The sequence below is a fragment of the Dechloromonas denitrificans genome (genome assembly GCF_020510685.1).
In the GTDB taxonomy this organism is placed as follows: Bacteria; Pseudomonadota; Gammaproteobacteria; order Burkholderiales; family Rhodocyclaceae; genus Azonexus; species Azonexus denitrificans_A.
Genome location: NZ_CP075185.1, coordinates 3,854,274 through 3,874,791, shown reverse-complemented (window position 1 = coordinate 3,874,791; position 20,518 = coordinate 3,854,274). Strand labels below are relative to the sequence as shown.

The following is a 20,518-nucleotide window of genomic DNA, read 5'->3' as shown; positions in this document are numbered from 1 at the left end:
GCAAGGAGACTCCCCCATGAACCACGCCATTCGCATCCACCAGACCGGCGGTCCTGAAGTCATGTGCTGGGAAGAGGTGGCAGTTCCCGCCCCGGCCGCCGGCGAGGCGACCGTTCGTCACCATGCCGTCGGCCTCAATTTCATCGATACCTATCACCGCACCGGCCTCTATCCCTTGCCGCTGCCAGCCGGTATCGGCCTGGAGGGGGCCGGTGTGGTCGAGGCGGTCGGTGCCGGCGTCAGCGCGGTCAAGGTCGGCGACCGCGTCGCCTATGCCGGCGGGCCGGTCGGTGCTTATGCCGAGGCGCGCAACATTCCAGCGCATCGCCTGCTCAAGCTGCCGGATGCGATCGGCTTCAATACCGCGGCGGCCATGATGTTGCAGGGGCTGACCGCGGCCTACCTGCTGCGCCGCACCTATCGTGTCCAGCCGGGCGATGCCGTGCTGATCCATGCGGCGGCCGGCGGGGTCGGCCTGATCGCCTGCCAGTGGGCCAAGGCGCTGGGCGCCACGGTGATCGGCACGGTCGGCTCGACGGCCAAGGTCGAACTGGCCAAGGCGCATGGCTGCGACCATGTGATCAATTACAGCAGCGAGAATTTTGCCCAGCGCGTCCGCGAAATTACCGGCGGCGAAGGCGTGCCGGTGGTCTATGACGGCGTCGGCAAGGATACTTTCATCGGTTCGCTCGACAGCCTGCGCCCGCTCGGCATGATGGTCGCCTACGGCAACGCTTCCGGCCCGGTGCCGCCGCTCGATCTGTTGCTGCTGTCGCAAAAGGGCTCGCTGTTCGTCACCCGCCCGACGATCATGAACTACACCGCCCAGCGGGCCGATCTCGAAGCGCTGGGCAACGAGCTGTTCGACGTCGTCGCGGCCGGCCGGGTGCGCATCGAAGTCAATCAGACCTATCGGCTGGCCGACGCGGCCCAGGCGCATCGCGATCTCGAGGCGCGCAAGACGACGGGTTCGACCATTCTGTTGCCATGATGGGGCGGATCAAGGTCGGGCTCCTGTCGCTGCGCGACCTGTTCGCCACTGCCTGGTGGATCTTCCTGATCGTCGGCCTCGGTTTCGTCGTCGCCTATCAGTTCGTCCAGCCGGCGCCGCCGCGCACCATCGTCATCAGCACGGGCGGCGAGAGCGGCGCCTACTACCAGTTCGCCAAGCGCTACGCCGCCATTCTGGCGCGCAGCGGCGTCACGCTGGAGGTCAAGGCGTCGGCCGGTTCGCTGGAAAACATCGCGCGTCTGAAAAGCGACGAAGCGCAGATCGGCTTCGTCCAGGGCGGGGTCATCGAGCCGAAGAACGATCCAGACGAGGCCGACGATTCCGGCCTGCTCTCGCTGGGCAGCGTTTTCTACGAGCCGGTCTGGGTTTTCTATCGCGGCGACAAGCGGCTCGATCGCCTGACCCAGTTGCAGGGTAAGCGCATTGCCATTGGCCAGGAAGGCTCGGGCATTCGCCAGTTGGCGCAGCGCCTGCTCGAGGCCAACGAAATCCGCGCCAACGACAAGCTGTTGCCGCTCTCCGGCCTGGTCGCCGCCGAAGAGCTGCAGCAGGGGCGGATCGACGCCGCCTTCATCATCGCCGCCGAGAGCGCGCCGGTCGTTCAGGTGCTGTTGCGCTCGCCCGGCGTCAAGGTGATGAGCTTTGCCCAGGCCAACGCTTACCAGCGGCACTTTCCTTTCCTCACCCGGCTGACCTTGCCGCAGGGAGCGGCCGATCTGGTGCGCGATTTTCCGCCGGAAGATATCAAGGTCCTGGCGCCGACCGCCAACCTGATTGTTCGCGACGATCTGCATCCGGCATTGCAAACCCTGCTGCTGCAGGCGGTCAGCGAGGTGCACGGGAAGTCCGGCTTCTTCCAGAGCGCCGGCGAGTTTCCGGCTTACATGGACCAGTTGCTGCCGCTGTCGCCCGAGGCGGCGCGCTACTTCCAGTCCGGTTCGCCGTTTCTCCAGCGCTACCTGCCGTTCTGGCTGGCCGTGCTGTTCGACCGGCTGATAGTGCTGCTGGTGCCGATCATTGCCTTGCTGATTCCGCTGCTCAAGGTGGCGCCGGCGCTCTACACCTGGCGCATCCGCTCGAAGATCTTTCGTTCCTACGGCGAACTGAAGTTCCTCGAAGAAGATATCCGCCACCGTTTCGACCCGGCCAAGATGGCCGACTATCGCAGCCGGCTCGACGCCCTCGACGAGGAGGCGAGCCAGCTCCACGTACCGCTTGGCTTCTCCGATCTGGTCTATACCTTGCGCGAGCACGTCAATCTGGTACGCCACATTCTCGACAAGCAGGAAAATCCGACATGAAAGCCTTTCTCGTCGCCAATCCCAAGGGCGGTTCCGGCAAAAGCACGCTGGCGACCAATCTGGCCGGCTACTTCGCTGCCCGGCGGCATGACGTGATGCTCGGCGACATCGACCGCCAGCAATCGTCGCGCGAGTGGCTGGCCATCCGGCCCTTCTCGTTGCCCAGCATCGATACCTGGGATATCGGCCACGACAACATCCTGCGGCCGCCGAAAGGCACCAGCCATGTCGTGCTCGATACGCCGGCCGGGCTGCACGGCAAGCTGCTGGAAAAGGTGCTCAAGCTATCGACGCGGGTCATCGTGCCGGTCCAGCCGTCGATGTTCGACATGCTGGCGACCCGCCATTTCCTCACCGAATTGCTTTCCGAAAAGGCCGTGCGCAAGGGCAAGGCCGACGTCGCGGTGATCGGCATGCGGGTCGATGCCAGGACCCGGGCGGCCGGCGAGCTGGAGCGCTTCTTCGCCACCTTCGACCTGCCGGTCCTGGCCTACCTGCGCGATACGCAGACCTACGTGCAGACCGCCGCCGCCGGCCTGACCATCTTCGATCTGCCGCCGTCGCGCGCCGAGCGCGACCTGGAGCAGTGGCGGGCGATCATCGAATGGGCCGAAGCCGGCGAGGCGGCTGACGCCTAGCCGGGCCGCTCAGTTGGCGAAGGCGGCGATGCCGGTCTGGGCGCGGCCGAGGATCAGCGCATGGACATCGTGCGTGCCTTCGTAGGTGTTCACCACTTCCAGATTGACCAGGTGGCGGATCACGCCGTAGGCATCCGAGATGCCGTTGCCGCCCAGCATGTCGCGCGCCGTGCGGGCAATATCGAGCGACTTGCCGCAGGAGTTGCGCTTCATCATCGAAGTGATCTCCACCGAGGCGCTGCCGTCGTCCTTCATCCGGCCGAGGCGCAGGCAGCCTTGCAGGGCGAGGGTGATCTCCGTCTGCATGTCGACCAGTTTCTTCTGGATCAGCTGGTTGGCCGCCAGCGGACGGCCGAACTGCTGGCGCTCAAGGGTGTATTGGCGGGCCGTGTGCCAGCAGAACTCGGCGGCGCCGAGGGCGCCCCAGGCGATGCCGTAGCGCGCCGAGTCGAGGCAGGTAAATGGCCCTTTCAGGCCGCGCACGCTGGGGAACTCGTTTTCGGTCGGGACGAAGACATCGTCCATGACGATCTCGCCGGTGATCGAGGTGCGCAGGCCGACCTTGCCGGCAATCGCCGGGGCCGAGAGGCCGGGCATACCCTTGTCGAGCACGAAGCCGCGGATCTCGCCGGCATCGTTCTTGGCCCAGACAATGAAAACGTCGGCGATCGGCGCGTTGGTGATCCACATCTTGCTGCCGGACAGCCGGTAGCCGCCAGGTACCGCGCGGGCCCGGGTGATCAGGCTGCCGGGGTCGGAGCCGTGGTCGGGTTCGGTCAGGCCGAAGCAGCCGATCCATTCACCGCTGGCCAGTTTCGGCAGGTATTTCTGCTTCTGTTCCGGCGAGCCGAATTCGAGAATCGGCACCATGACCAGCGAGGACTGGACGCTCATCATCGAGCGGTAGCCTGAATCGACGCGCTCGACTTCGCGGGCGATCAGACCGTAGCTGACATAGTTCAGGCCGGCGCCGCCGTATTCGGGCGGGATGGTCGGGCCGAGCAGGCCGAGGGCACCCATTTCGCGAAAAATCTCGGGGTCGGTCTGTTCATGGCGGAAGGCCTGCTGCACCCGCGGCATCAGCCGATCCTGGCAGTAAGCGCGCGCCGCGTCGCGCAGCTGGCGTTCTTCGGCGGTCAGCTGCGTCTCGAGCAGCAGCGGGTCTTCCCAGCAAAACGGGGTTTTGGCCATCGGTCGTCTCCTTGGTTGTTTGGCCGATTGTAATCAAGCCGGCCGGCTTCAGTCCTGGCTCGGCTCGTCCAGCCACAGGCGCTGCCAGCCGGCGTGGCCGAGCTTCTGCAGGGTTTCGATATTGCGCTCGAAAATATCGGCAGCATCCGGAAAGGCCGCCACGGCGCGGTCGATGCTCGCTTCGCGGAGCAGGTGCAGGGTCGGATAGGGTGCGCGGTTGGAATAATTGTCGATGTCGTCCGGGTGGCTGCCGGCGAACTCGTACTGCGGATGCAGGCTGGCGATCTGGAATACTCCGTCGAAGCCGAGATTGCGGATCAAGGCGTCGGCTTCGGCGAGAAAGAAATGGAAGTCGAGGAAGTCGCCCATCACCGCCGGGTGGATCAGCAGCGTCGTGTCGAGGGCTTCAGGCTCGGTGTCGGCCAGCAGCTGCAGTTCGTGTTCCAGTTCGCCCAGCAGTTCGTCGGCCGTTCGGGCGGCAGTGACGGCGTAGCGGATCTGTTTCTTGACGTGCACCGATTTGGCGAACGGGCAGAGGTTGAGGCCGATCACTGCGCGCTCCAGCCAGTTCTGCGTGGCGGCAAGGATTTCGGCGGTGGCCGTCGGGTCGGTCGGCGGGAGCAAAACGGCGGGCAGGGCGGGCATCGAATTCCTTGGCGGTGGCCTGAGTGGCCGACAAGGATACCGCCTGAGGCCGCTATCCGGGCCAACGGCGTTTCGCCGGGCGGCGGAATGCTTACAAGCCGGCGGTCAGCGCGGCGATCTCGTCGTCTTTCGCCAGCTCCGCGAGAAACCACTGCAGTGCCTTGCCGGTATGCCGCGTCCGCCAGGCCAGGTAGTAGGGCATTGCCGGGCGCGGTTCGCTGAGTTCCTTTTCGAGCAGCCGGCCGGCGGCGGCTTCCTGCTCGGCCAGCCAGCACGGCAGGTGGCCGACCCCGAGGCCGGCGGCCTGGGCGGCCGCCTTGGCCGGCATGTCGGGGACGCGCAGGACGTCCTGGCCTTCGAGCAGGCCGGAGGTGCGGGCGGTCAGTTCGCGCGAGGTATCGGCGATGGCAATCGCCCGGTGGCGAATCAGCTGGCGCGGCGCAATCGGCTCCGGGCAGGTGGCCAGCGGGTGCTGCGGGGCGACCATGAAGAGCAGCCGGGTGTGGCCGAGCAGGCGGTTGCTGATGCCGCTGCGCGCCGGCAGGTCGCCGGGCGCCCCGATCGCCAGGTCGGCCCGGCCGGTAGCCAGCGCATCCCAGACGCCGCCGAGCACTTCGTAGACCAGGTGGATCTGCGTGCTATGGCCGGCGGCGTAGAAGCGGCCGATCGCCGGGTACAGCCGTTCGGCCGGAATGATCATGTCGACGGCGATGCGCAACTCGCTTTCCCAGCCGGTGGCGATCCGTTGTACCCGGCGTTCCAGTTCGTCGGCGGCGCGCAGCAGGTGGCGACCGTCGTCGAGCAGCGTGCGGCCGGCCGGCGTCAGCGTGGCGCGCCGCCCTTCACGGAGGAACAGCGCCAGGCCGAGTTCGTCCTCCAGCTTGGCGATGGCGTGCGACAGCGCCGAGGGCACGCGGTGCAGGGCGGCCGCCGCGGCGGTGAAACTGCCATGGCGTTCGATGGCGTCGAGCATGTGCAACAGATCGAGCGATATCTTCATATGAATTTAATTGAACGATATGACCAAAACAATTCGCTATTTTATTGCGAACTGTACGCCTACCATGGCAACTAAGCTATATCGCAAATTCACAAGGACTTCCCATGATCACCCTGCGCCCTTCCGGTGAACGCGGTTTCGCCGATCATGGCTGGCTGCTGGCCCGCCACAGCTTTTCCTTTGCCGAATATCACGACCCGGCGGAAATGGGCTGGGGCGCGTTGCGCGTCATCAACGAGGACCGGGTGGCGCCCGGCACCGGTTTCGGCACGCACGGCCACCGCGACATGGAAATCGTCACCTACATTCTTTCCGGCGCCCTCGAGCACCGGGACAGCCTCGGCCATGGCGGCATCATCCGGCGCGGCGAAGTGCAGCGGATGTCGGCCGGCAGCGGCATCCGGCATAGCGAGTTCAATCCCTCGGCGGACGAGGCCACGCATCTGCTGCAGATTTGGATCGAGCCGGCCCGCCGGGCGACGGCACCGAGCTACGAGCAGCAGCCGCTGGCTATCGAGGAGATGCGCGGCCGTTGGCGGCTGGTCGCTTCGCCGGATGGCGCCGAGGGCAGTACGACCATCGGCCAGGATGCCCGGTTGTGGGCCAGCGTGCTGGGCCCCGGCGAGGCAATCGACGCAGTGCTGGCGGCCGGTCGTCTGGCGTATATCCAGATGGTACGTGGCCGGCTGGCACTGAACGGCCAAAACCTGGCCGCCGGCGATGGCGCCAAGATTGCCGACGAGAGCGAACTGCATTTCGTGGCCAGCGAGGAAGCGGAGTTCCTGCTATTCGATCTGCCGCCGGTCTCTGCCGACGACTGATTTTTACCCCCGACTTTGTGTTCTAACCTAAAGGAAATAGAAATGACTCAGGTAGTTGTCGTTTATCACTCCGGCTACGGCCATACCCAGCGCGTTGCCCAGCAGGTCGCCGAAGGCGCCGCCGGCGAACTGCTCGCCATCGATGCCGAAGGCAATCTGCCGGAAGGTGGCTGGGACAAGCTGGCCGCCGCCGATGCCATCGTCTTCGGCTCGCCGACCTACATGGGCGGCCCGAGCTGGCAGTTCAAGAAATTCGCCGATGCCTCGTCCAAGCCGTGGTACTCCCGCCTCTGGCAGGACAAGGTGTTCGCCGGCTTCACCAACAGCGCCAGCCCGGTCGGCGACAAGGGCGCAACGCTGATGGCGCTGCAGACCCTGGCCTCGCAGCACGGCGGCATCTGGGTCAGCCTCGGCCTGCTGCCGAGCAACAAGAAGGAATCGACGCGCAACGACATCAACAGCCTCGGCGGTTCGGTCGGCCTGTTGGTGCAGTCGCCGTCGGATGCCAGCGTCGAGGAAATTCCGCAGGGCGATCTCGATACCGCCAGAAGCTACGGCCAGCGCGTCGCCGAAATCACCCGGCGCCTACGCGGCTAAGACAGTCCGGAGAACCGGCGTAGCGCGCAGCAAGTCCGCGCTACGCTGCTATAGTGCGGTTATTCCCCCGTTTCGGAGTGATCGCATGGCCCTCACCGTTTCCCTCGCCGATATTTCCGTTCTGCTCGTCGAACCGTCGCACATGCAGGCGGGACTGGTCAGCCGGATGCTCGAACACCAGGGGGTGCGGCACATCACCGTGCTCGATTCGGGCGCCGCGGCGCTGGCGGCGATGACCGAGGTGGCGCGCGACGGGCTGGTGGTGATCAGCAGCCTCTACCTGCCGGATATGGCGGGTACCGACCTGGTTTCCGCGATGCGCCTCGACGAGGACCTGGAAGCCGTCCCCTTCATCCTGATTTCCAGCGAAACGCGGCCGCAGGTGCTCGAACCGGTGCGTCAGTCCGGCGCCTGCAGCATCGTCGCCAAACCGTTCACCGAACAGCAGTTGTCGCGCGCCCTGTTCGCCGCCGCCGACTATCTGAATCCGCCGGCCGATCTCGATATCGCCGAAGTCGAAGGGCTGCGCGTGCTGATCGTCGACGACAGCATGGCTTCCCGCCACCATCTCCGGCGCCTGCTCGAAGAACTCGGCATCGAGAAGATCACCGAGGCGGTCGATGGCAAGCAGGCGGTCGAGCTGCTGCTCGATACCATGGTCGATCTGGTGATTACCGACTACAACATGCCGGAAATGGACGGCCGCGAACTGACCGAGTACATCCGCACGCAAAGCTGGCAGAACAGCGTGCCGGTGCTGATGGTGACCAGCGAGCAGAACATGGGCCGCCTGGCGGCGGTCGAGCGGGCCGGTGTCTCGGCGATCTGCGACAAGCCTTTCGAGGCCGGCAGCATCCGCAAGCTGATCAGCGAATCCTTGACGCGATAATCCGGATGACGCCTTGGCGGGCGACGATGCTCAGCGCCAGTAGCGCCAGCAGCGGATCGAACAGGACATCCCACAGGTTGGCGAAAACGCCGGTCGCGTAAGCGGCCAGGTCGACGGCCAGGATGATCAGCCAGCTGTACTGCTGGCGCCACCACAAGGCGGCGGCCAGCGGAATCAGTGCGGCGAGCAAGGCCAGCGGTTGATAGCCGAGGGCATAGGGGTCGAATGCGCCCCAGCCCAGCGCGGCCGGATAAAACAAGGTGACGAAGATGAGCAGCCCGAGGGCTGGCTTGAACGACAAGGGCGACGGGCTGCGCTCGGCCAGTTGCAGCAGCGCCAGTTGCAGCAGGGTAACCGAGGGCGTCCCGAAGGTGCCGTGCATGACCGGGGCGATGCCGCCGATCAGCGCCACGGCGGTGGCGACCAGCGCGGCGCGGGCGCGCAGCGGGCCGAGCGGCAGCAGCGAGATGATGGCCCCGAAGATCAGGCCGTCGGCAAGCAGGCCGTAGGCGGCCAGGGCGTTCATGGTTGTCCTCCGTCCAGCCAGGCTTCGCTGAAGGTGGCGTATTTGATGCTCTGGCGGCGCCAGGTGTAAGCGAGATGGATGTGACCGTCGCGGCCGAGCAGCAGCGCCGGGTAGGAAAATTCGGCGCCACCGTCGTCGGCGGTCTCGACCGTGCGGCTTGCCTGCCAGGTCTTGCCTTCGTCGGCCGACAGCCACAGCAGCAGCGCTTCGCGGCCGTGCGCCGGGTTGCCGGCCAGCAACAGGCGGCCGCTCGGCAAGCGGAGCAGTGCCACCGAGGAGTTCGGGTTGGCGATCGGCAGCGCCGCGCCGGCTTCCCAGGACAGGCCGGCATTGGCGGTGCTGGCTGTCTGCACGTAGCCCTGGCCGGGGCCGGCATCGCGCAGCATTGCCACGCCGCGCTGCGCATCGAGGGCGACGACGGCTGGCTGCAGGGTCTTCCGGGCGTGCGTCAGGCGGACCTTGTCGACAATTTGGCCGGTCGCCGACAGGCGCAGCCATTCGCCGTGCTTGCCGATGAACTCGTGATAGACCGGCAGGCCGAGCCCGCCGTCGGCCAGCGGCAGCGGCGGCATGCGGACCAGCGTGCTGATGTTGAGGAAGGGCGAGGTCTGCAGCTTGCTCGGTTTGCTCCAGGTCTTGCCGCCGTCGGTCGATTGGCTATGGGCGATGGCGCTGCCGGCCCAGCCGCCGATGCCGACCGTGACGTACCACAGGTGCAGCCAGTTCCCCTCGGCGTAGAGCACCGGATTGCCGACCTTGCGGACGTGGGCGAAGGTGCCGCCGGCCGTGCTTTCGCGATTGGCGATCGGCATCGGCTGGTGCCAGCCGTCCGCGCCGAGCGTGCTGAACCAGATCGCCACGTCCCCGGCGCCTTCGCGGCTGCCGGCAAACCAGGCGGCGGCAATCCGGCCGTCCGGCAGTTGGGTCAGGCTGGCGGCATGCGCCGACTCGGCCGTCTTCGGCAGCATGCTGGCCGCGAACCGGGCCGGCAATGTCGAGGCGGTGGCCGCCGGGGGCGGCACGAAGGCCGGGGCCGGCGGCGTCGGGGCGCGCCAGAAAGCGGCGGCCAGGGCGACAACGAAGAGCGGCGGCGAGAGCCAGCGGAGCAACTTTTCCGGGCGGACGATCATGGTTTGTCGATCTCGAACCAGTGCACGGTGGTGAGCAGCGGTGCCAGCGAACGGCTGGTCAGGGCCGCCTGCCAGTCGGCGGACTGGGCGCCGACGCGGGCAAAGCGCAGGCCGGAGCCGTGCGAGGCCAGGGTCTGGTAACTGCCGCGCGGCGTGGCGCGATAGCCGGCGTTGTTCACGGCGGCGTGAAAGGCCGGCAGATCCTTGTCTTCGACGAAGACCGGGGTTTTGCCGGCGCTTATTTCAGCCAGATCGAACTGGTCGAGGCGGGCGTAATGGCGGTGCGTTTGCCGGGAAAGTATCGGCAGCATGGCCGGTTGCGGGCCGTCGAACATGGCGACCGGCTGCGCCCGGCCGAGTTCGACGACGGCTGACGGCACGGCATTCACCCCGATCGCCGGGAAGACGCCCCACAGCACGGCGATCCAGAACAGCACCGGGGCGGCCAGCGTGTGCCCGAGGGCGCGCCGCTGCCACCAGGCCCAGGCCAGATAGGCGGCCGGCAGGATCAGCCAGTACCAGCCACCGAGCTGGAACCAGAAAGCGAAGCCGGCCAGCCCGCCGCCGAGCAGCAGCGCGAGCAGCGCGCCGAGGCGGAAGGGCCAGCGGGTGCGCAGTTGCGGCAGGGCGACGGCGAGGAAAATGGCCAGCGGCACCAGCGAGCCGATCAGGTAGCGGTCGAAGCTCTTGATGAACAGGAAGGGCAGGAAGGAGGCGAGGAACCAGAGCAGCGTGATGCGCGAGGTGCCGTGCTCCTGGCGCAGCTTCCAGGCGCTGACGATGAAGACGAAGGCCCAGGGCAGGGCGATGTTGAGCAGGCCGAGGACGATGCCGGGCGACAGGTTGAAGAACTGGCGCGACTCCAGTTCGTCGGTCAGCACCTGATTGGCCGCCTCCGGGTAGAGCGCCCGGACAATGAAGAACCACGGCAGGGCGAGCAGCGCCCCCAGCAGGCCGTGGCCGAGCAGGAGCAGACCGTGCGGGCGCAGTTCGGCGACGCGCAGCCGGCCGCTGAAGAGCAGCGCCAGGCAGCCGGCGCCAAAGACCAGGGCGACGATCGGCCCCTTGGTCAGGAAGCCGGCGACGAGGAGCAGCGTGGCCAGGGTCAGCCAGCCGCTGCGCCGCCGCTCCAGCCAGACCAGCGCGGCCCAGAAGGCCGCCGCCGACAGTGCGGCGACCGGCATGTCGAGCATGAAACGGCGGCCCTCGGTGGCCATGCCGAGGCAGCCGAGCAGGATGCAGCCGGCGAGCCAGCCGGTTTCGGCCTTGCCGGTCAGGCGGCGGGCGATGCCGGCGGTCGAGACGATGAGCAGGGCGGCGAAGAGGACGCCGACGAGGCGGGCCGTGACCAGCGAGATGCCGAAGGCTTCGAAGCTGGCGCGGCCGAGCCAGTAGAGCAGCGGCGGCTTGCGGATGCGCGGGGCGCCGTCGAGAAAAGGCACCAGCCAGTGATTGCCCTCGATCATTTCCATCGGCGTGCGCAGGCCGAGGAAGAACTCGTCCTTGCCGGTCAATCCGGTCGCTTCCCAGATGCCGGGCAACAACACGGCGAGGGCGAGCAGGAAGAGCAGCAGGGTCTGGCGGGAAGGGGAGAGGGCGGACATGAGGCGGGATTTTACCCGGCTTGCCCGCCAGCTTCGTCAGGGAATGTCACCGGGCGCGCCGCTCGCTCGCCAAAGGCGGCACGCCGGCGGGCTTACACTGCCCGCTCTATGGTTCAGCGGCCCCGGTACTGCGGCGGGCGTTTCTGCATGAAGGCATCAATGCCTTCGCCGGCGTCCTCGCTCATCATGTTGCAGGCCATCACCTCGCCGGCGTAGGCGTAGGCTTCGACCAGGCCCATTTCCAGTTGCTGGTAGAACATCCCCTTGCCGGTACGCACGGCGACGGCGCTCTTGGCAATAATCGCCTGGGCCAGGCGTTCGATTTCGGCATCGAGCGCATCGGCCGGCACGACGCGATTGACCAGGCCTTTGGCCTTGGCTTCCATGGCATCGATGAATTCGCCGGTGAGCAGCATTTCGAGCGCCGCCTTGCGGCCGAGATTGCGCGCCAGGCCGACGGCCGGCGTCGAACAGAAGAGGCCGACGTTGATGCCGGAGACGGCGAATTTGGCGACGTCGGCGGCGACCGCCAGATCGCACATCGACACCAGCTGGCAGCCGGCGGCCGTGGCGATGCCGTGGATGCGGGCGATCACCGGTTGCGGCAGGCGGGTGATCGTCAGCATCAGCTCGCCGCACTGCTTGAACAGCGCCTGCATGAATTCCTTGCTGTGATTGGCGCGCATTTCCTTCAGGTCGTGGCCGGCACAGAAGGCCTTGCCGGCGCCGGCGATGACCACGACGCGCACGGCCGGGTCGGCGGCGATGCCGTCCAGTTCGCCCTGCAGGGCGCTCAGCATGTCCTTGGACAGGGAATTGAACTGGCCGGGCCGGTTCAGGGTCAGGGTGGTCAGGCCGTCGGCGCGGTCGGTGCGCAGGACGAGGGGGGCTTCGAGGATCATGCAGGGTCTCCGTTATTGATTTTTGCAGCCGCTAATCTAGCCGATGGTCGGACAAAATGTAATCGCCTCTTCGGGGGCGTTGGGCTGGCGCGGTAAAATGCCGCCCATGAATCCCCCGCGCTACGTCCACCTCCGCCTCCATTCCGAATACTCTGTGACTGACGGCATCGTCCGCCTCGGCGACGCCGTCAAGCGGGCCGCTGGCGACGGCATGCCGGCGATGGCCCTGACCGATCTCGGCAACCTGTTCGGCCTGGTCAAGTTCTATTCCGGAGCGCGCGGCAAGGGCGTCAAGCCGGTGGCCGGGGCGGATGTCTGGATCGCCAACCCGGAATCGCCCGACGACGCCTATCGCCTGTTGCTACTGGTGCGTAACCGGGCCGGTTACCAGCAATTGTGCGAACTGCTGAGCAAGGCTTACCTGGTCGAGGGGCGGCGGGATCGCGCCGAACTCCGCCGCGAATGGTTCACCGAGCTCGGCTGCGACGGCCTGATCGCGCTGTCCGGGGCGCATCTCGGCGATGTCGGCGAAGCCCTGATCAACGGCAATTTCGATCTGGCCGGCGAGCGTGCCAAGGCCTGGGAAGCGATTTTCCCCGGCGCCTTCTACCTCGAAGTGCAGCGCTACGGCCAGCCGCAGCAGGAAGCCATCGTCCAGCAGACGGCCGATCTGGCCGGCGAGACGGGCATTCCGCTGGTCGCGACGCACCCGATCCAGTTCATGAACCGCGACGACTTCCGGGCGCACGAAGCCCGTGTCTGCATCGCCGAAGGCTATGTGCTGGGCGATACGCGGCGGCCGAAAATCTATACCGAGGAACAGTATTTCAAGACCCAGGACGAAATGGTCGCGCTGTTCGCCGACCTGCCGGAAGCGCTGGAAAACTCGCTGGAAATCGCCAAGCGCTGCAATATCGAACTGACGCTGGGCAAGAACTTCCTGCCCAACTTCCCGATTCCGCCGGGCATGACCATTGACGAATTCCTCATCGATGAAGCGGAGAAGGGCCTGGAAGTCCGTCTGGCGGAGTTGTACCCGGACCCCGAGGAGCGCCTGAAACGCCGGCCGGAATACGACGCGCGGCTGGTCTTCGAGTGCAACACCATCGTCCAGATGGGCTTCCCCGGCTACTTCCTGATCGTGGCCGACTTCATCAAGTGGGCCAAGGCCAACGGCGTGCCGGTCGGGCCGGGCCGGGGTTCCGGGGCCGGTTCGCTGGTCGCCTACAGCCTGCTGATTACCGACCTTGATCCGCTGGCCTACGCGCTGCTCTTCGAACGGTTCCTGAACCCGGAACGGGTCTCGATGCCCGACTTCGACGTCGACTTCTGCCAGGACAACCGCTGGCGCGTCATCGAATACGTCCGCCAGCACTACGGCGAGGACGCGGTCAGCCAGATCGCCACCTTCGGTACGATGTCCTCGAAGGCGGTGATCCGCGACGTCGGCCGGGTGTTCGGCCTGCCTTACTCGATGTGCGACCGCATTTCCAAGCTCATCCCGATCGTTCAGAACAAGCCGGTGTCGCTGGCCGAGGCGCTCGAGCAGGAGCCGCAGCTGCGCGAGATGATGGAAGGCGACGGCGACGGCGAAACCATTCGCGAACTGTTCGACCTGGCCAGCCGGCTGGAGGACTTGACGCGCAATGTCGGCATGCACGCCGGCGGCGTGCTCATTGCACCGGGCAAGATCACCGAGTTCTGCCCGATCTACCAGGCGACCGGCAGCGATGCGTCCACGGTGTCGCAGTTCGACAAGGACGACGTCGAGAAGGTCGGACTGGTCAAGTTCGACTTTCTGGGCCTGCGCAACCTGACGATTATCGAGCTGGCCGTCGAGTACATCCGCCGGATGACCGGCGAAAAGCTCGACCTGATGAGCCTCGGTTTCACCGACCCGGCCGCCTACCAGATCCTGAAAGACGCCAATACGACGGCGATCTTCCAGGTTGAATCGGAGGGCATGAAGAAGCTGTTGAAGAAGCTGGCGCCCGACCGTTTTGAAGACATCATCGCTGTGCTCGCCCTCTACCGGCCGGGCCCACTCGGCTCCGGCATGGTCGACGACTTCATCCTGCGCAAGAAGGGCCAGCAGAAGATCGATTATTTCCACCCCGACCTGACCGCCTGCCTGTCGCCGACCTACGGCGTGATCGTGTACCAGGAACAGGTGATGCAGATTTCGCAGATCATCGGCGGCTACACGCTGGGCGGCGCCGACATGCTGCGTCGGGCGATGGGCAAGAAGAAGCCCGAGGAAATGGCCAAGCACCGCGAGACCATCGCCGCCGGTGCCAAGGAAAAGGGCTACGATCCGGCGCTCGCCGAGCAGTTGTTCGACCTGATGACCAAGTTCGCGGAATACGGCTTCAACAAGTCGCACACCGCCGCCTACGCCGTCGTCACCTATCACACCGCCTGGCTCAAGGCGCACCACTGCGCGGCCTTCATGGCGGCGACCATGTCCTCCGACATGGACAACACCGACTCGGTGAAGATCTTCTATGAAGATGCGGTGGGGTCTGCCAACAAGCTCAAGATGCTCGGGCCGGACGTCAATGCCTCGAATTACCGTTTCGAGCCGGTCGACCGCGCCACCATCCGTTACGGCCTGGGGGCGGTCAAGGGCACCGGCGAGCAGGCGGTCAATGACATCCTGCGGGCGCGCGATGCCGGCGGCCCGTTCAAGGATCTGTTCGATTTCTGCCAGCGCTGCGACAAGCGGATGGTCAATCGCCGCACCACCGAGGCGCTGATCAAGGCCGGTGCCTTTGACTGCATCGATGCCGATCGCCACAAGCTGCTCGCCTCGGTCGGCATCGCCATGGAATTCGCCGATCAGGCCGAGCGCAATGCAATGCAGTCGAGTCTGTTCGATATCGGCAACGTCGCCGAAGATCATGCGCCGCAATATGTCACGGTCAAGCGCTGGGACGAGAAGGAACAGCTGATGCAGGAGAAGACGGCGCTTGGCTTCTTCTTCTCCGGCCACCCCTACAACACTTGCAAGAAGGAGCTGTCGCGCTTCGTCCGCCGGCCGCTCAACCAGTTGCAGCCGGCCAAGGAACTGACGACGCTGGCCGGCGTCGTGGTCGGCGTGCGCACCCAGATGACCCGGCGCGGCAAGATGCTCTTCGTCCAGCTCGATGACGGTACCGGGATGATCGAGGTCACCGTCTTCAACGAACTGTTCGAGGCCGAACGCGCCAAGATCGTCACCGACGAGGTGCTGGTCATCGAAGGCAAGGTCAGGTTCGACGAGTTTTCGGGCAGCAACAGCGTCACCGCCGACAAGCTGATGACGCTGGGCGAGGCGCGCGCCCGTTTTGCCCGCTATCTGCTGCTCAAGATGAACGGCAATTCCGATGCTCGCAGGCTGAAGAGCCTGCTGACGCCTTTCGCGCCGGGGCCGGCGGCAGTGCGGATTCGCTACCGCAACGAGACGGCCGAGTGCGAAATCGTGCTCGGTGAAGCGGCCCGCGTCAGGCTCGACGACGCCTTGCTCGAAGCGCTGAACGGCTGGTTGCAGCCGGAAAATGTCGAGGTTGTGTACAACGTCTAGCGGTCAACGGCCGAGGGGCCATCCGGCCCCTCGCTTTGGTCTGACGGGAAGCTGGCGCAGCAGGCGCTAGCGCTTGTCCTTGACCACCATGTCGCTCTTGAAGCCGATGCGCACGGCGCCCCAGTGACGGCCACCGATGACGATCGGCATCGACAGGTCGTTGAAGATTTCGCCGGTGTCGCGGACATAGGTCTGGAAGAGCGATGATTTCTGGTTCTTCGCCAGTTTCAGGCCGACCGGGTCGTTGAAGATGCGCTTGTGCCGGCATTTGACCAGGTCGATTGCCGGATCGCCGCTCGGCGGATTGGAGAACTGGCCGTTATGGGCCGGCGCGTAACCGCCGTTGTCGACGGCCAGCGAGTAGGCCAGTCCCGGTACGTCGCGCAGCATGTCGTCGTAGAGGCGGGTCAATTCGCCGTCGCACTGAGCGTCGTAGGCGGTGGTGTAGCGCTTCGGATCGGAGCCTTGAATTTCCTTGTAGCTCTGGTCGAAGACATTGATGCCCCGGTCGGCCAGCTTGGCCAGCAGGGCGGCGACCGCATCGCGGAAGCCGGTGCATTTGTCGTGCAGGGTGTCGAACACGCTGTTGCCGGTGCGGAAATCGGCCAGCGTGCATTGCAGGTCTTCGGTCGATTCGCGCAGGGTCTTGGCCGAATCGAGGCATTGCTTCATGCGGCCGGAGATGTCCACCGAGTGATTGCGGATTTCCTCGACTTCCTGATGAATGGTCTGGTTGCTTTCGCGCAGATTGTAGATGGCGCCGGCAATGCTCGACAGCTGTTCGGTCGTCCGCTTGAAATCGCCGACCATGGTTGTCAGGTCGGCGGCCGAGGTTTCGATGTAGCCGTTGGCGCGGGTGACTTCGCCGACGATGGTCTGGGTTTTTTCCGAGGTGTCGGAGACCAGGTTGATCATCGACTGGGTGTTCTGGCCGATCACCTGGGTGGCGGTCTTGACCTTTTCGGCCAGCTTGCGCACTTCGTCGGCGACCACGGCAAAGCCCCGGCCGGCCTCGCCGGCGCGGGCGGCTTCGATGGCTGCGTTGAGTGCCAGCAGATTGGTCTGGTCGGAAATGTCGTTGATCAACTGGACGATTTCGTTGATCTTCATCGAACTGGAATGCAGTTCGCCGACGGTCGATGAGAAGTGCTCGATATGCTCGTTGGTCGAGCGCATCGTCGAGGCGACGGTTTCCATCTGTTCCAGCGAACGCTGGGCGAGATCGAGATTGTTCTGGGTCGAGGCCTGGATGGCGTCGGAGTTCATCGCCACTTCGCCGACCGCGTGATTGACCCGGTTGCTTGATTCAAAGATGTCGCCGGCCAGCTTTTCCTGGCGCCGCACAGCATCGCCGGTCAGTTGCACCAGATGGTTCATCCGGGCGGCATCGGCAGCGATGCTGACGCTGCCTTCCCGGGCATGCCCTATCAGGCCGCGGACCCGGCTGAAAAAACGGTTGATGTTGGCCGATATCCGTCCGGCCGCGTCGTTGCCCGGGGCGCCGACGCTGTGCGAAAGATCCGCCGTGCCCTCGGCGATGTCCGTTATGTCGCGATCAATCTTGGCGAGCGCTGCGCCATTTCCAAAGAAACCCATGTCTCATCTCCACTGCTTTAGTTTTTATCACCCGCCACTAACGGGCGGATGTTGCGGCAGATCATACGCTACCGATTCGCACACTGTCATCGCTGTGTCCGTCCGGCGTCAAAGCAGTTGCCGGCGGCATTATGCCGGGCGTTTACGGGCCGCCAGGCGGCCGAGGATGAAGCCCTTGATTTCGTGGAAAGGAATCGGTTTGCCAAAGATCGTGATGTCTCTGGGCAGGCCTTTTTCCTCAATGTCGGCCCGGTCCATCGCGCTGACGACGATGATGTCCATCCGCGACAAGGCCGGGTTGGTGCGCAAGTGGCGGACCATCTCGAAGCCATCCATGCCGGGCATCATCAGGTCGGCAATCAGAATGTCGGGAACCCGTTCGCCGACCAGCAACAGCCCGTCGAAGCCATTGCCGGCAATGCGCAGCTTGAGCGGCAACTCCCAACTGTCGATGGTCAACTGGTAGAGCATCTGGATCGTCGGGTCGTCCTCGGTGATCAGGATGTCCAGCTGGTTGGCGCTTTCCTGGGTGCTCGGCGTCATGCTCCGCCGGCGGGAGAGCAGGGCCTCGACCGAGGCGACCGGAATGCGGCGGTGTCCGCCGGTCGTCTTCCAGGCCTCAAGGGAGCCGCCTTCGACCATGTTCTGCACGGTGCCAAGGGAAACCCCCAGGCGCATTGCCGCTTGTCGGGTACTTAGGAATTCAGGTTCGGCCATGATGATCTGTGATTTCCGAAATTGCAAATTTACCAAATTCTAGCCGGTAATTGGCGAAAGTTACAGCAGAAAAAACCCCGATGACTGCTGAAGTCGTCGGGGTTTTGCCATCGGCTTTCGCCGGAGTGAAAAATAAGCTTTATTTACAGTTTCTTGGCATTTTTTGCCAGGTAGGCGGCGACCCCTTCGGTGGTCGCCGTCATGCCCGGTTTGCCCTTGTTCCAGCCGGCCGGGCAAACTTCACCGTGCTCTTCGAAAAATTGCAGTGCATCGACCATGCGCAGCATTTCGTCGATGTCGCGACCGAGCGGCAGCATGTTGACCACCTGATGCATCACCACGCCGGTCTTGTCGATCAGGAAAGAGCCGCGCAGCGCCACGCCTTCGCCTTCCAGTTCGACGTCATAGGCACGGCAGATGCTGTGCTTGAGGTCGGCGACCAGCGGGTAGCCGACCTGGCCGATGCCGCCGTCCTTGATGGCGGTGTTCTTCCAGGCCAGGTGGGTGAACGGCGAGTCGATCGAGACGCCGATCACTTCCACGCCGCGCTGTTTGAATTCGGCCAGGCGGTGATCGAAGGCGATCAGTTCGGACGGGCAGACGAAGGTGAAGTCGAGCGGGTAGAAGAACAGGACAACCGGCTTGCCCTTGAAGTCGGACAGCTTCAGTTCCTTGATTTCGTTGTTGCCATAAACGGCAGTCGCGGTGAAGTCCGGGGCTTGCTTGCCTACGAGAACGGCCATGGTGATCTCCTTATGATGATTTGGTCGGGGGTGGGGAAACGTTGAATTTAGTCAAGCCGACGGACCCTGTCAAACGGGCTGGCGCTGCCGCGGTCGCCGCGGGATACCGCTTGCCGTTGTCAAGAAGGCCTGTGGCGCTGGCATAATCGCGCTATGAAAATATACAGGGTGGGGCATTCCGGGGGAGGGGTCGGGGGGTGCTGAAAGTGCTGGTCTTCATGCCCGTTGCCGGGGCGGCCGTGGTCGCCCTGCTGCCGGTGCGCCGGGCCGTCCGCTTGTGGCAGGTGGCGATGCTGTTCGCGCTGGCGGCGCTCGGCTATGCCCTGTGGCTGGCCGGGCGCTTCGATCCGGCCGGGCCGGCTGTCCAGATGTTTGATAGCCGGGCCTGGAATGTCCGGCTGGGTTCCTATTTCGCCCTTGGCGTCGACGGCATTTCCCTGGCCATGGTGTTGTTGAGCGCGCTGCTGACGCTGATCGCCGTGCTCGTCTCGCGGCGCATGGAGGACGGAGCCCGCCTTTACTTCACGCTGGTTCTGCTGCTCGAGTCGGCGATCTTCGGCGTGTTCACCGCCCGCGACTGGTCGCTGTTCTACGTGTTCTGGGAAGCGACGCTGCTCCCGCTGTTCTTCCTGATCGACCGGCTGGGCGGCCCGAATCGCCAGCGCGCGGCGCTCAATTTCTTTCTCTACACGCTGGGCGGTTCGGTGTTCATGCTGGTCGCCCTGCTCTTTCTCTATGACGCGGCGCCCGGCCACAGTTTCGCGATGGCCGACATGGCGGCCGGCGGGCGCGGCCTGCCCTTGTCGATGCAATTGCTGATCTTCGCCGGCTTCTTCATCGGCTTCGGCGTCAAGATGCCGGTCTTTCCGCTGCACGGCTGGCTGCCGCTGGCCCACGTCGAGGCGCCCAGCCCGGTCTCCATCCTGCTTTCCGGGGTGTTGCTGAAAATGGGCGCCTACGGCCTGATCCGCGCCGCCGAAACGCTGCCCGCCGCCTTGCTGGCCGCCCAGGACTGGCTGGCGCTGCTCGCCTTCATCAGCCTGCTCTATGGCGGCATCCTCGCCTGGCGGCAGCAGGACCTGAAAGCGATGGTCGCCTACTCGTCGATATCGCACATGGGCATCGTGCTGCTCGGCATCGCCTCGCTCAATGTCACCGGCCTGACCGGCGCGCTGATGCAGATGGTGGCGCACGGCCTGACCGCCGGCCTGCTGTTCCTGATCGTCGGCCTGCTTTACCAGCGCACGCACAGTCGCGATCTGGCCGATTACGGCTCGCTGCTCGGCCAGGCGCCGCGCTTCGCCTTTTTCACGGCCTTTGCGCTGCTCGCGGCGATCGGCCTGCCGGGCAGCGCCGGCTTCATTGCCGAGCTGCACGCGCTGGTCGGCGGCTACGGCCGCTGGGGCGGCTGGATCCTGTTCGTCTGTCTGGCGATGCTGGTCGGCGCCGCCTACAGCTTGCGCGTCATCGGCCGTTTATGCCTGCCCGGGCCGGCCATGCCGCTGGCCGACATGACGCGTACCGAATCGGCTGCCGCCGGCATCCTCGCCTTGAGCATCCTGGTCCTCGGCATCTGGCCGGCGCCCTTGCTCGAACTGGTCGCCGGCAGTGTCGGTCAGGTCGCCCGTCGGTTCGGGACCTGAG

The 20,518-nt window shown here is 65.3% G+C and carries 18 protein-coding genes; 8 read left to right on the top strand and 10 right to left on the bottom strand.

From position 1 onward, the window contains the following. Positions 1-16: 16 nt before the first annotated feature. The 3 genes from KI611_RS18505 to KI611_RS18495 are packed head-to-tail and all read left to right on the top strand — an operon-like array spanning position 17 to position 2,951. Positions 17-991, top strand: coding sequence for a quinone oxidoreductase family protein (locus KI611_RS18505; protein ID WP_226417122.1), 975 nt, complete (start codon positions 17-19; stop codon positions 989-991). Then, on the top strand, positions 988-2,313 hold the full coding sequence (locus KI611_RS18500) for a TAXI family TRAP transporter solute-binding subunit (RefSeq protein WP_226417121.1): 1,326 nt from the start codon (positions 988-990) through the stop codon (positions 2,311-2,313). Before KI611_RS18505 ends, KI611_RS18500 begins: the two co-directional genes overlap by 4 nt. Continuing rightward, positions 2,310-2,951: a ParA family protein gene (locus KI611_RS18495; RefSeq protein WP_226417120.1), complete on the top strand. Its 642-nt coding sequence runs from the start codon at positions 2,310-2,312 to the stop codon at positions 2,949-2,951. Before KI611_RS18500 ends, KI611_RS18495 begins: the two co-directional genes overlap by 4 nt. 9 nt (positions 2,952-2,960) lie before the next feature. Here the strand turns inward: KI611_RS18495 and KI611_RS18490 are convergent, their stop codons facing one another. From KI611_RS18490 to KI611_RS18480, 3 genes are all read right to left on the bottom strand, one after another. Continuing rightward, positions 2,961-4,142, bottom strand: coding sequence for an acyl-CoA dehydrogenase (locus KI611_RS18490; RefSeq protein WP_226417119.1), 1,182 nt, complete (start codon positions 4,140-4,142; stop codon positions 2,961-2,963). Positions 4,143-4,190: 48 nt separating this feature from the next. Then, entirely contained in the window at positions 4,191-4,787 is a 597-nt protein-coding gene (locus KI611_RS18485; protein ID WP_226417118.1) for a DUF1415 domain-containing protein, read from the bottom strand. A 91-nt stretch (positions 4,788-4,878) separates the two neighbouring features. Next, complete coding sequence (locus KI611_RS18480) at positions 4,879-5,787, bottom strand: LysR substrate-binding domain-containing protein (RefSeq protein ID WP_226417117.1); 909 nt, start codon at positions 5,785-5,787, stop codon at positions 4,879-4,881. 104 nt (positions 5,788-5,891) lie between these two features. Between KI611_RS18480 and KI611_RS18475 the strand changes: the two genes are divergently transcribed. The 3 genes from KI611_RS18475 (at position 5,892) to KI611_RS18465 (ending at position 8,094) form a co-directional block, all read left to right on the top strand. Further along, positions 5,892-6,608, top strand: coding sequence for a pirin family protein (locus KI611_RS18475; RefSeq protein WP_226417116.1), 717 nt, complete (start codon positions 5,892-5,894; stop codon positions 6,606-6,608). Positions 6,609-6,650: 42 nt separating this feature from the next. Further along, a complete protein-coding gene (locus tag KI611_RS18470) occupies positions 6,651-7,205 on the top strand; it encodes a flavodoxin family protein (RefSeq protein WP_226417115.1) in 555 nt (184 codons plus the stop codon). 85 nt (positions 7,206-7,290) lie between these two features. Continuing rightward, positions 7,291-8,094, top strand: coding sequence for a response regulator (locus tag KI611_RS18465; protein WP_226417114.1), 804 nt, complete (start codon positions 7,291-7,293; stop codon positions 8,092-8,094). Here the strand turns inward: KI611_RS18465 and KI611_RS18460 are convergent. The 4 genes from KI611_RS18460 to KI611_RS18445 form a co-directional block, all read right to left on the bottom strand. After that, complete coding sequence (locus KI611_RS18460) at positions 8,072-8,620, bottom strand: hypothetical protein (RefSeq protein ID WP_226417113.1); 549 nt, start codon at positions 8,618-8,620, stop codon at positions 8,072-8,074. The two genes, KI611_RS18465 and KI611_RS18460, sit on opposite strands and share 23 nt — an antisense overlap. Further along, on the bottom strand, positions 8,617-9,750 hold the full coding sequence (locus KI611_RS18455; RefSeq protein WP_226417112.1) for a sialidase family protein: 1,134 nt from the start codon (positions 9,748-9,750) through the stop codon (positions 8,617-8,619). The genes KI611_RS18460 and KI611_RS18455 overlap by 4 nt, the downstream gene beginning before the upstream one ends. Further along, the gene (locus tag KI611_RS18450) at positions 9,747-11,354 is read right to left on the bottom strand and encodes an ArnT family glycosyltransferase (RefSeq protein ID WP_226417111.1); all 1,608 of its coding nucleotides are present in this window, start codon (positions 11,352-11,354) and stop codon (positions 9,747-9,749) included. Before KI611_RS18450 ends, KI611_RS18455 begins: the two co-directional genes overlap by 4 nt. 113 nt (positions 11,355-11,467) lie before the next feature. Next, entirely contained in the window at positions 11,468-12,256 is a 789-nt protein-coding gene (locus KI611_RS18445; protein WP_226417110.1) for an enoyl-CoA hydratase, read from the bottom strand. A gap of 97 nt (positions 12,257-12,353) precedes the next feature. On the opposite strand from KI611_RS18445, the gene dnaE reads away from it, so the two are divergent. Further along, complete coding sequence (gene dnaE / locus KI611_RS18440; RefSeq protein WP_226417109.1) at positions 12,354-15,818, top strand: DNA polymerase III subunit alpha; 3,465 nt, start codon at positions 12,354-12,356, stop codon at positions 15,816-15,818. 66 nt (positions 15,819-15,884) lie between these two features. Here the strand turns inward: dnaE and KI611_RS18435 are convergent, their stop codons facing one another. The 3 genes from KI611_RS18435 to KI611_RS18425 all read right to left on the bottom strand — a co-directional run bounded on the left by KI611_RS18435 (position 15,885) and on the right by KI611_RS18425 (position 18,874). Continuing rightward, on the bottom strand, positions 15,885-17,414 hold the full coding sequence (locus KI611_RS18435) for a methyl-accepting chemotaxis protein (protein WP_226417108.1): 1,530 nt from the start codon (positions 17,412-17,414) through the stop codon (positions 15,885-15,887). 129 nt (positions 17,415-17,543) lie between these two features. Then, positions 17,544-18,131 (bottom strand): response regulator, encoded by a 588-nt coding sequence (locus KI611_RS18430; protein WP_226417107.1) that lies wholly within the window; start codon positions 18,129-18,131, stop codon positions 17,544-17,546. 143 nt (positions 18,132-18,274) lie between these two features. Continuing rightward, positions 18,275-18,874 (bottom strand): peroxiredoxin, encoded by a 600-nt coding sequence (locus KI611_RS18425; protein ID WP_226417106.1) that lies wholly within the window; start codon positions 18,872-18,874, stop codon positions 18,275-18,277. A 197-nt stretch (positions 18,875-19,071) separates the two neighbouring features. Between KI611_RS18425 and KI611_RS18420 the strand changes: the two genes are divergently transcribed. Further along, positions 19,072-20,517 (top strand): complex I subunit 4 family protein, encoded by a 1,446-nt coding sequence (locus KI611_RS18420; protein WP_226417105.1) that lies wholly within the window; start codon positions 19,072-19,074, stop codon positions 20,515-20,517. Position 20,518 lies beyond the last annotated feature (1 nt).

Excerpts from the sequence above, each read along its gene's own strand:
- KI611_RS18505 (WP_226417122.1), top strand. The coding sequence starts at position 17 with ATGAACCACGCCATTCGCATCCACCAGACCGGCGGTCCTGAAGTCATG.
- KI611_RS18500 (WP_226417121.1), top strand. The coding sequence starts at position 988 with ATGATGGGGCGGATCAAGGTCGGGCTCCTGTCGCTGCGCGACCTGTTC.
- KI611_RS18495 (WP_226417120.1), top strand. The coding sequence starts at position 2,310 with ATGAAAGCCTTTCTCGTCGCCAATCCCAAGGGCGGTTCCGGCAAAAGC.
- KI611_RS18490 (WP_226417119.1), bottom strand. The coding sequence starts at position 4,142 with ATGGCCAAAACCCCGTTTTGCTGGGAAGACCCGCTGCTGCTCGAGACG.
- KI611_RS18485 (WP_226417118.1), bottom strand. The coding sequence starts at position 4,787 with ATGCCCGCCCTGCCCGCCGTTTTGCTCCCGCCGACCGACCCGACGGCC.
- KI611_RS18480 (WP_226417117.1), bottom strand. The coding sequence starts at position 5,787 with ATGAAGATATCGCTCGATCTGTTGCACATGCTCGACGCCATCGAACGC.
- KI611_RS18475 (WP_226417116.1), top strand. The coding sequence starts at position 5,892 with ATGATCACCCTGCGCCCTTCCGGTGAACGCGGTTTCGCCGATCATGGC.
- KI611_RS18470 (WP_226417115.1), top strand. The coding sequence starts at position 6,651 with ATGACTCAGGTAGTTGTCGTTTATCACTCCGGCTACGGCCATACCCAG.
- KI611_RS18465 (WP_226417114.1), top strand. The coding sequence starts at position 7,291 with ATGGCCCTCACCGTTTCCCTCGCCGATATTTCCGTTCTGCTCGTCGAA.
- KI611_RS18460 (WP_226417113.1), bottom strand. The coding sequence starts at position 8,620 with ATGAACGCCCTGGCCGCCTACGGCCTGCTTGCCGACGGCCTGATCTTC.
- KI611_RS18455 (WP_226417112.1), bottom strand. The coding sequence starts at position 9,750 with ATGATCGTCCGCCCGGAAAAGTTGCTCCGCTGGCTCTCGCCGCCGCTC.
- KI611_RS18450 (WP_226417111.1), bottom strand. The coding sequence starts at position 11,354 with ATGTCCGCCCTCTCCCCTTCCCGCCAGACCCTGCTGCTCTTCCTGCTC.
- KI611_RS18445 (WP_226417110.1), bottom strand. The coding sequence starts at position 12,256 with ATGATCCTCGAAGCCCCCCTCGTCCTGCGCACCGACCGCGCCGACGGC.
- dnaE (WP_226417109.1), top strand. The coding sequence starts at position 12,354 with ATGCCGCCCATGAATCCCCCGCGCTACGTCCACCTCCGCCTCCATTCC.
- KI611_RS18435 (WP_226417108.1), bottom strand. The coding sequence starts at position 17,414 with ATGGGTTTCTTTGGAAATGGCGCAGCGCTCGCCAAGATTGATCGCGAC.
- KI611_RS18430 (WP_226417107.1), bottom strand. The coding sequence starts at position 18,131 with ATGGCCGAACCTGAATTCCTAAGTACCCGACAAGCGGCAATGCGCCTG.
- KI611_RS18425 (WP_226417106.1), bottom strand. The coding sequence starts at position 18,874 with ATGGCCGTTCTCGTAGGCAAGCAAGCCCCGGACTTCACCGCGACTGCC.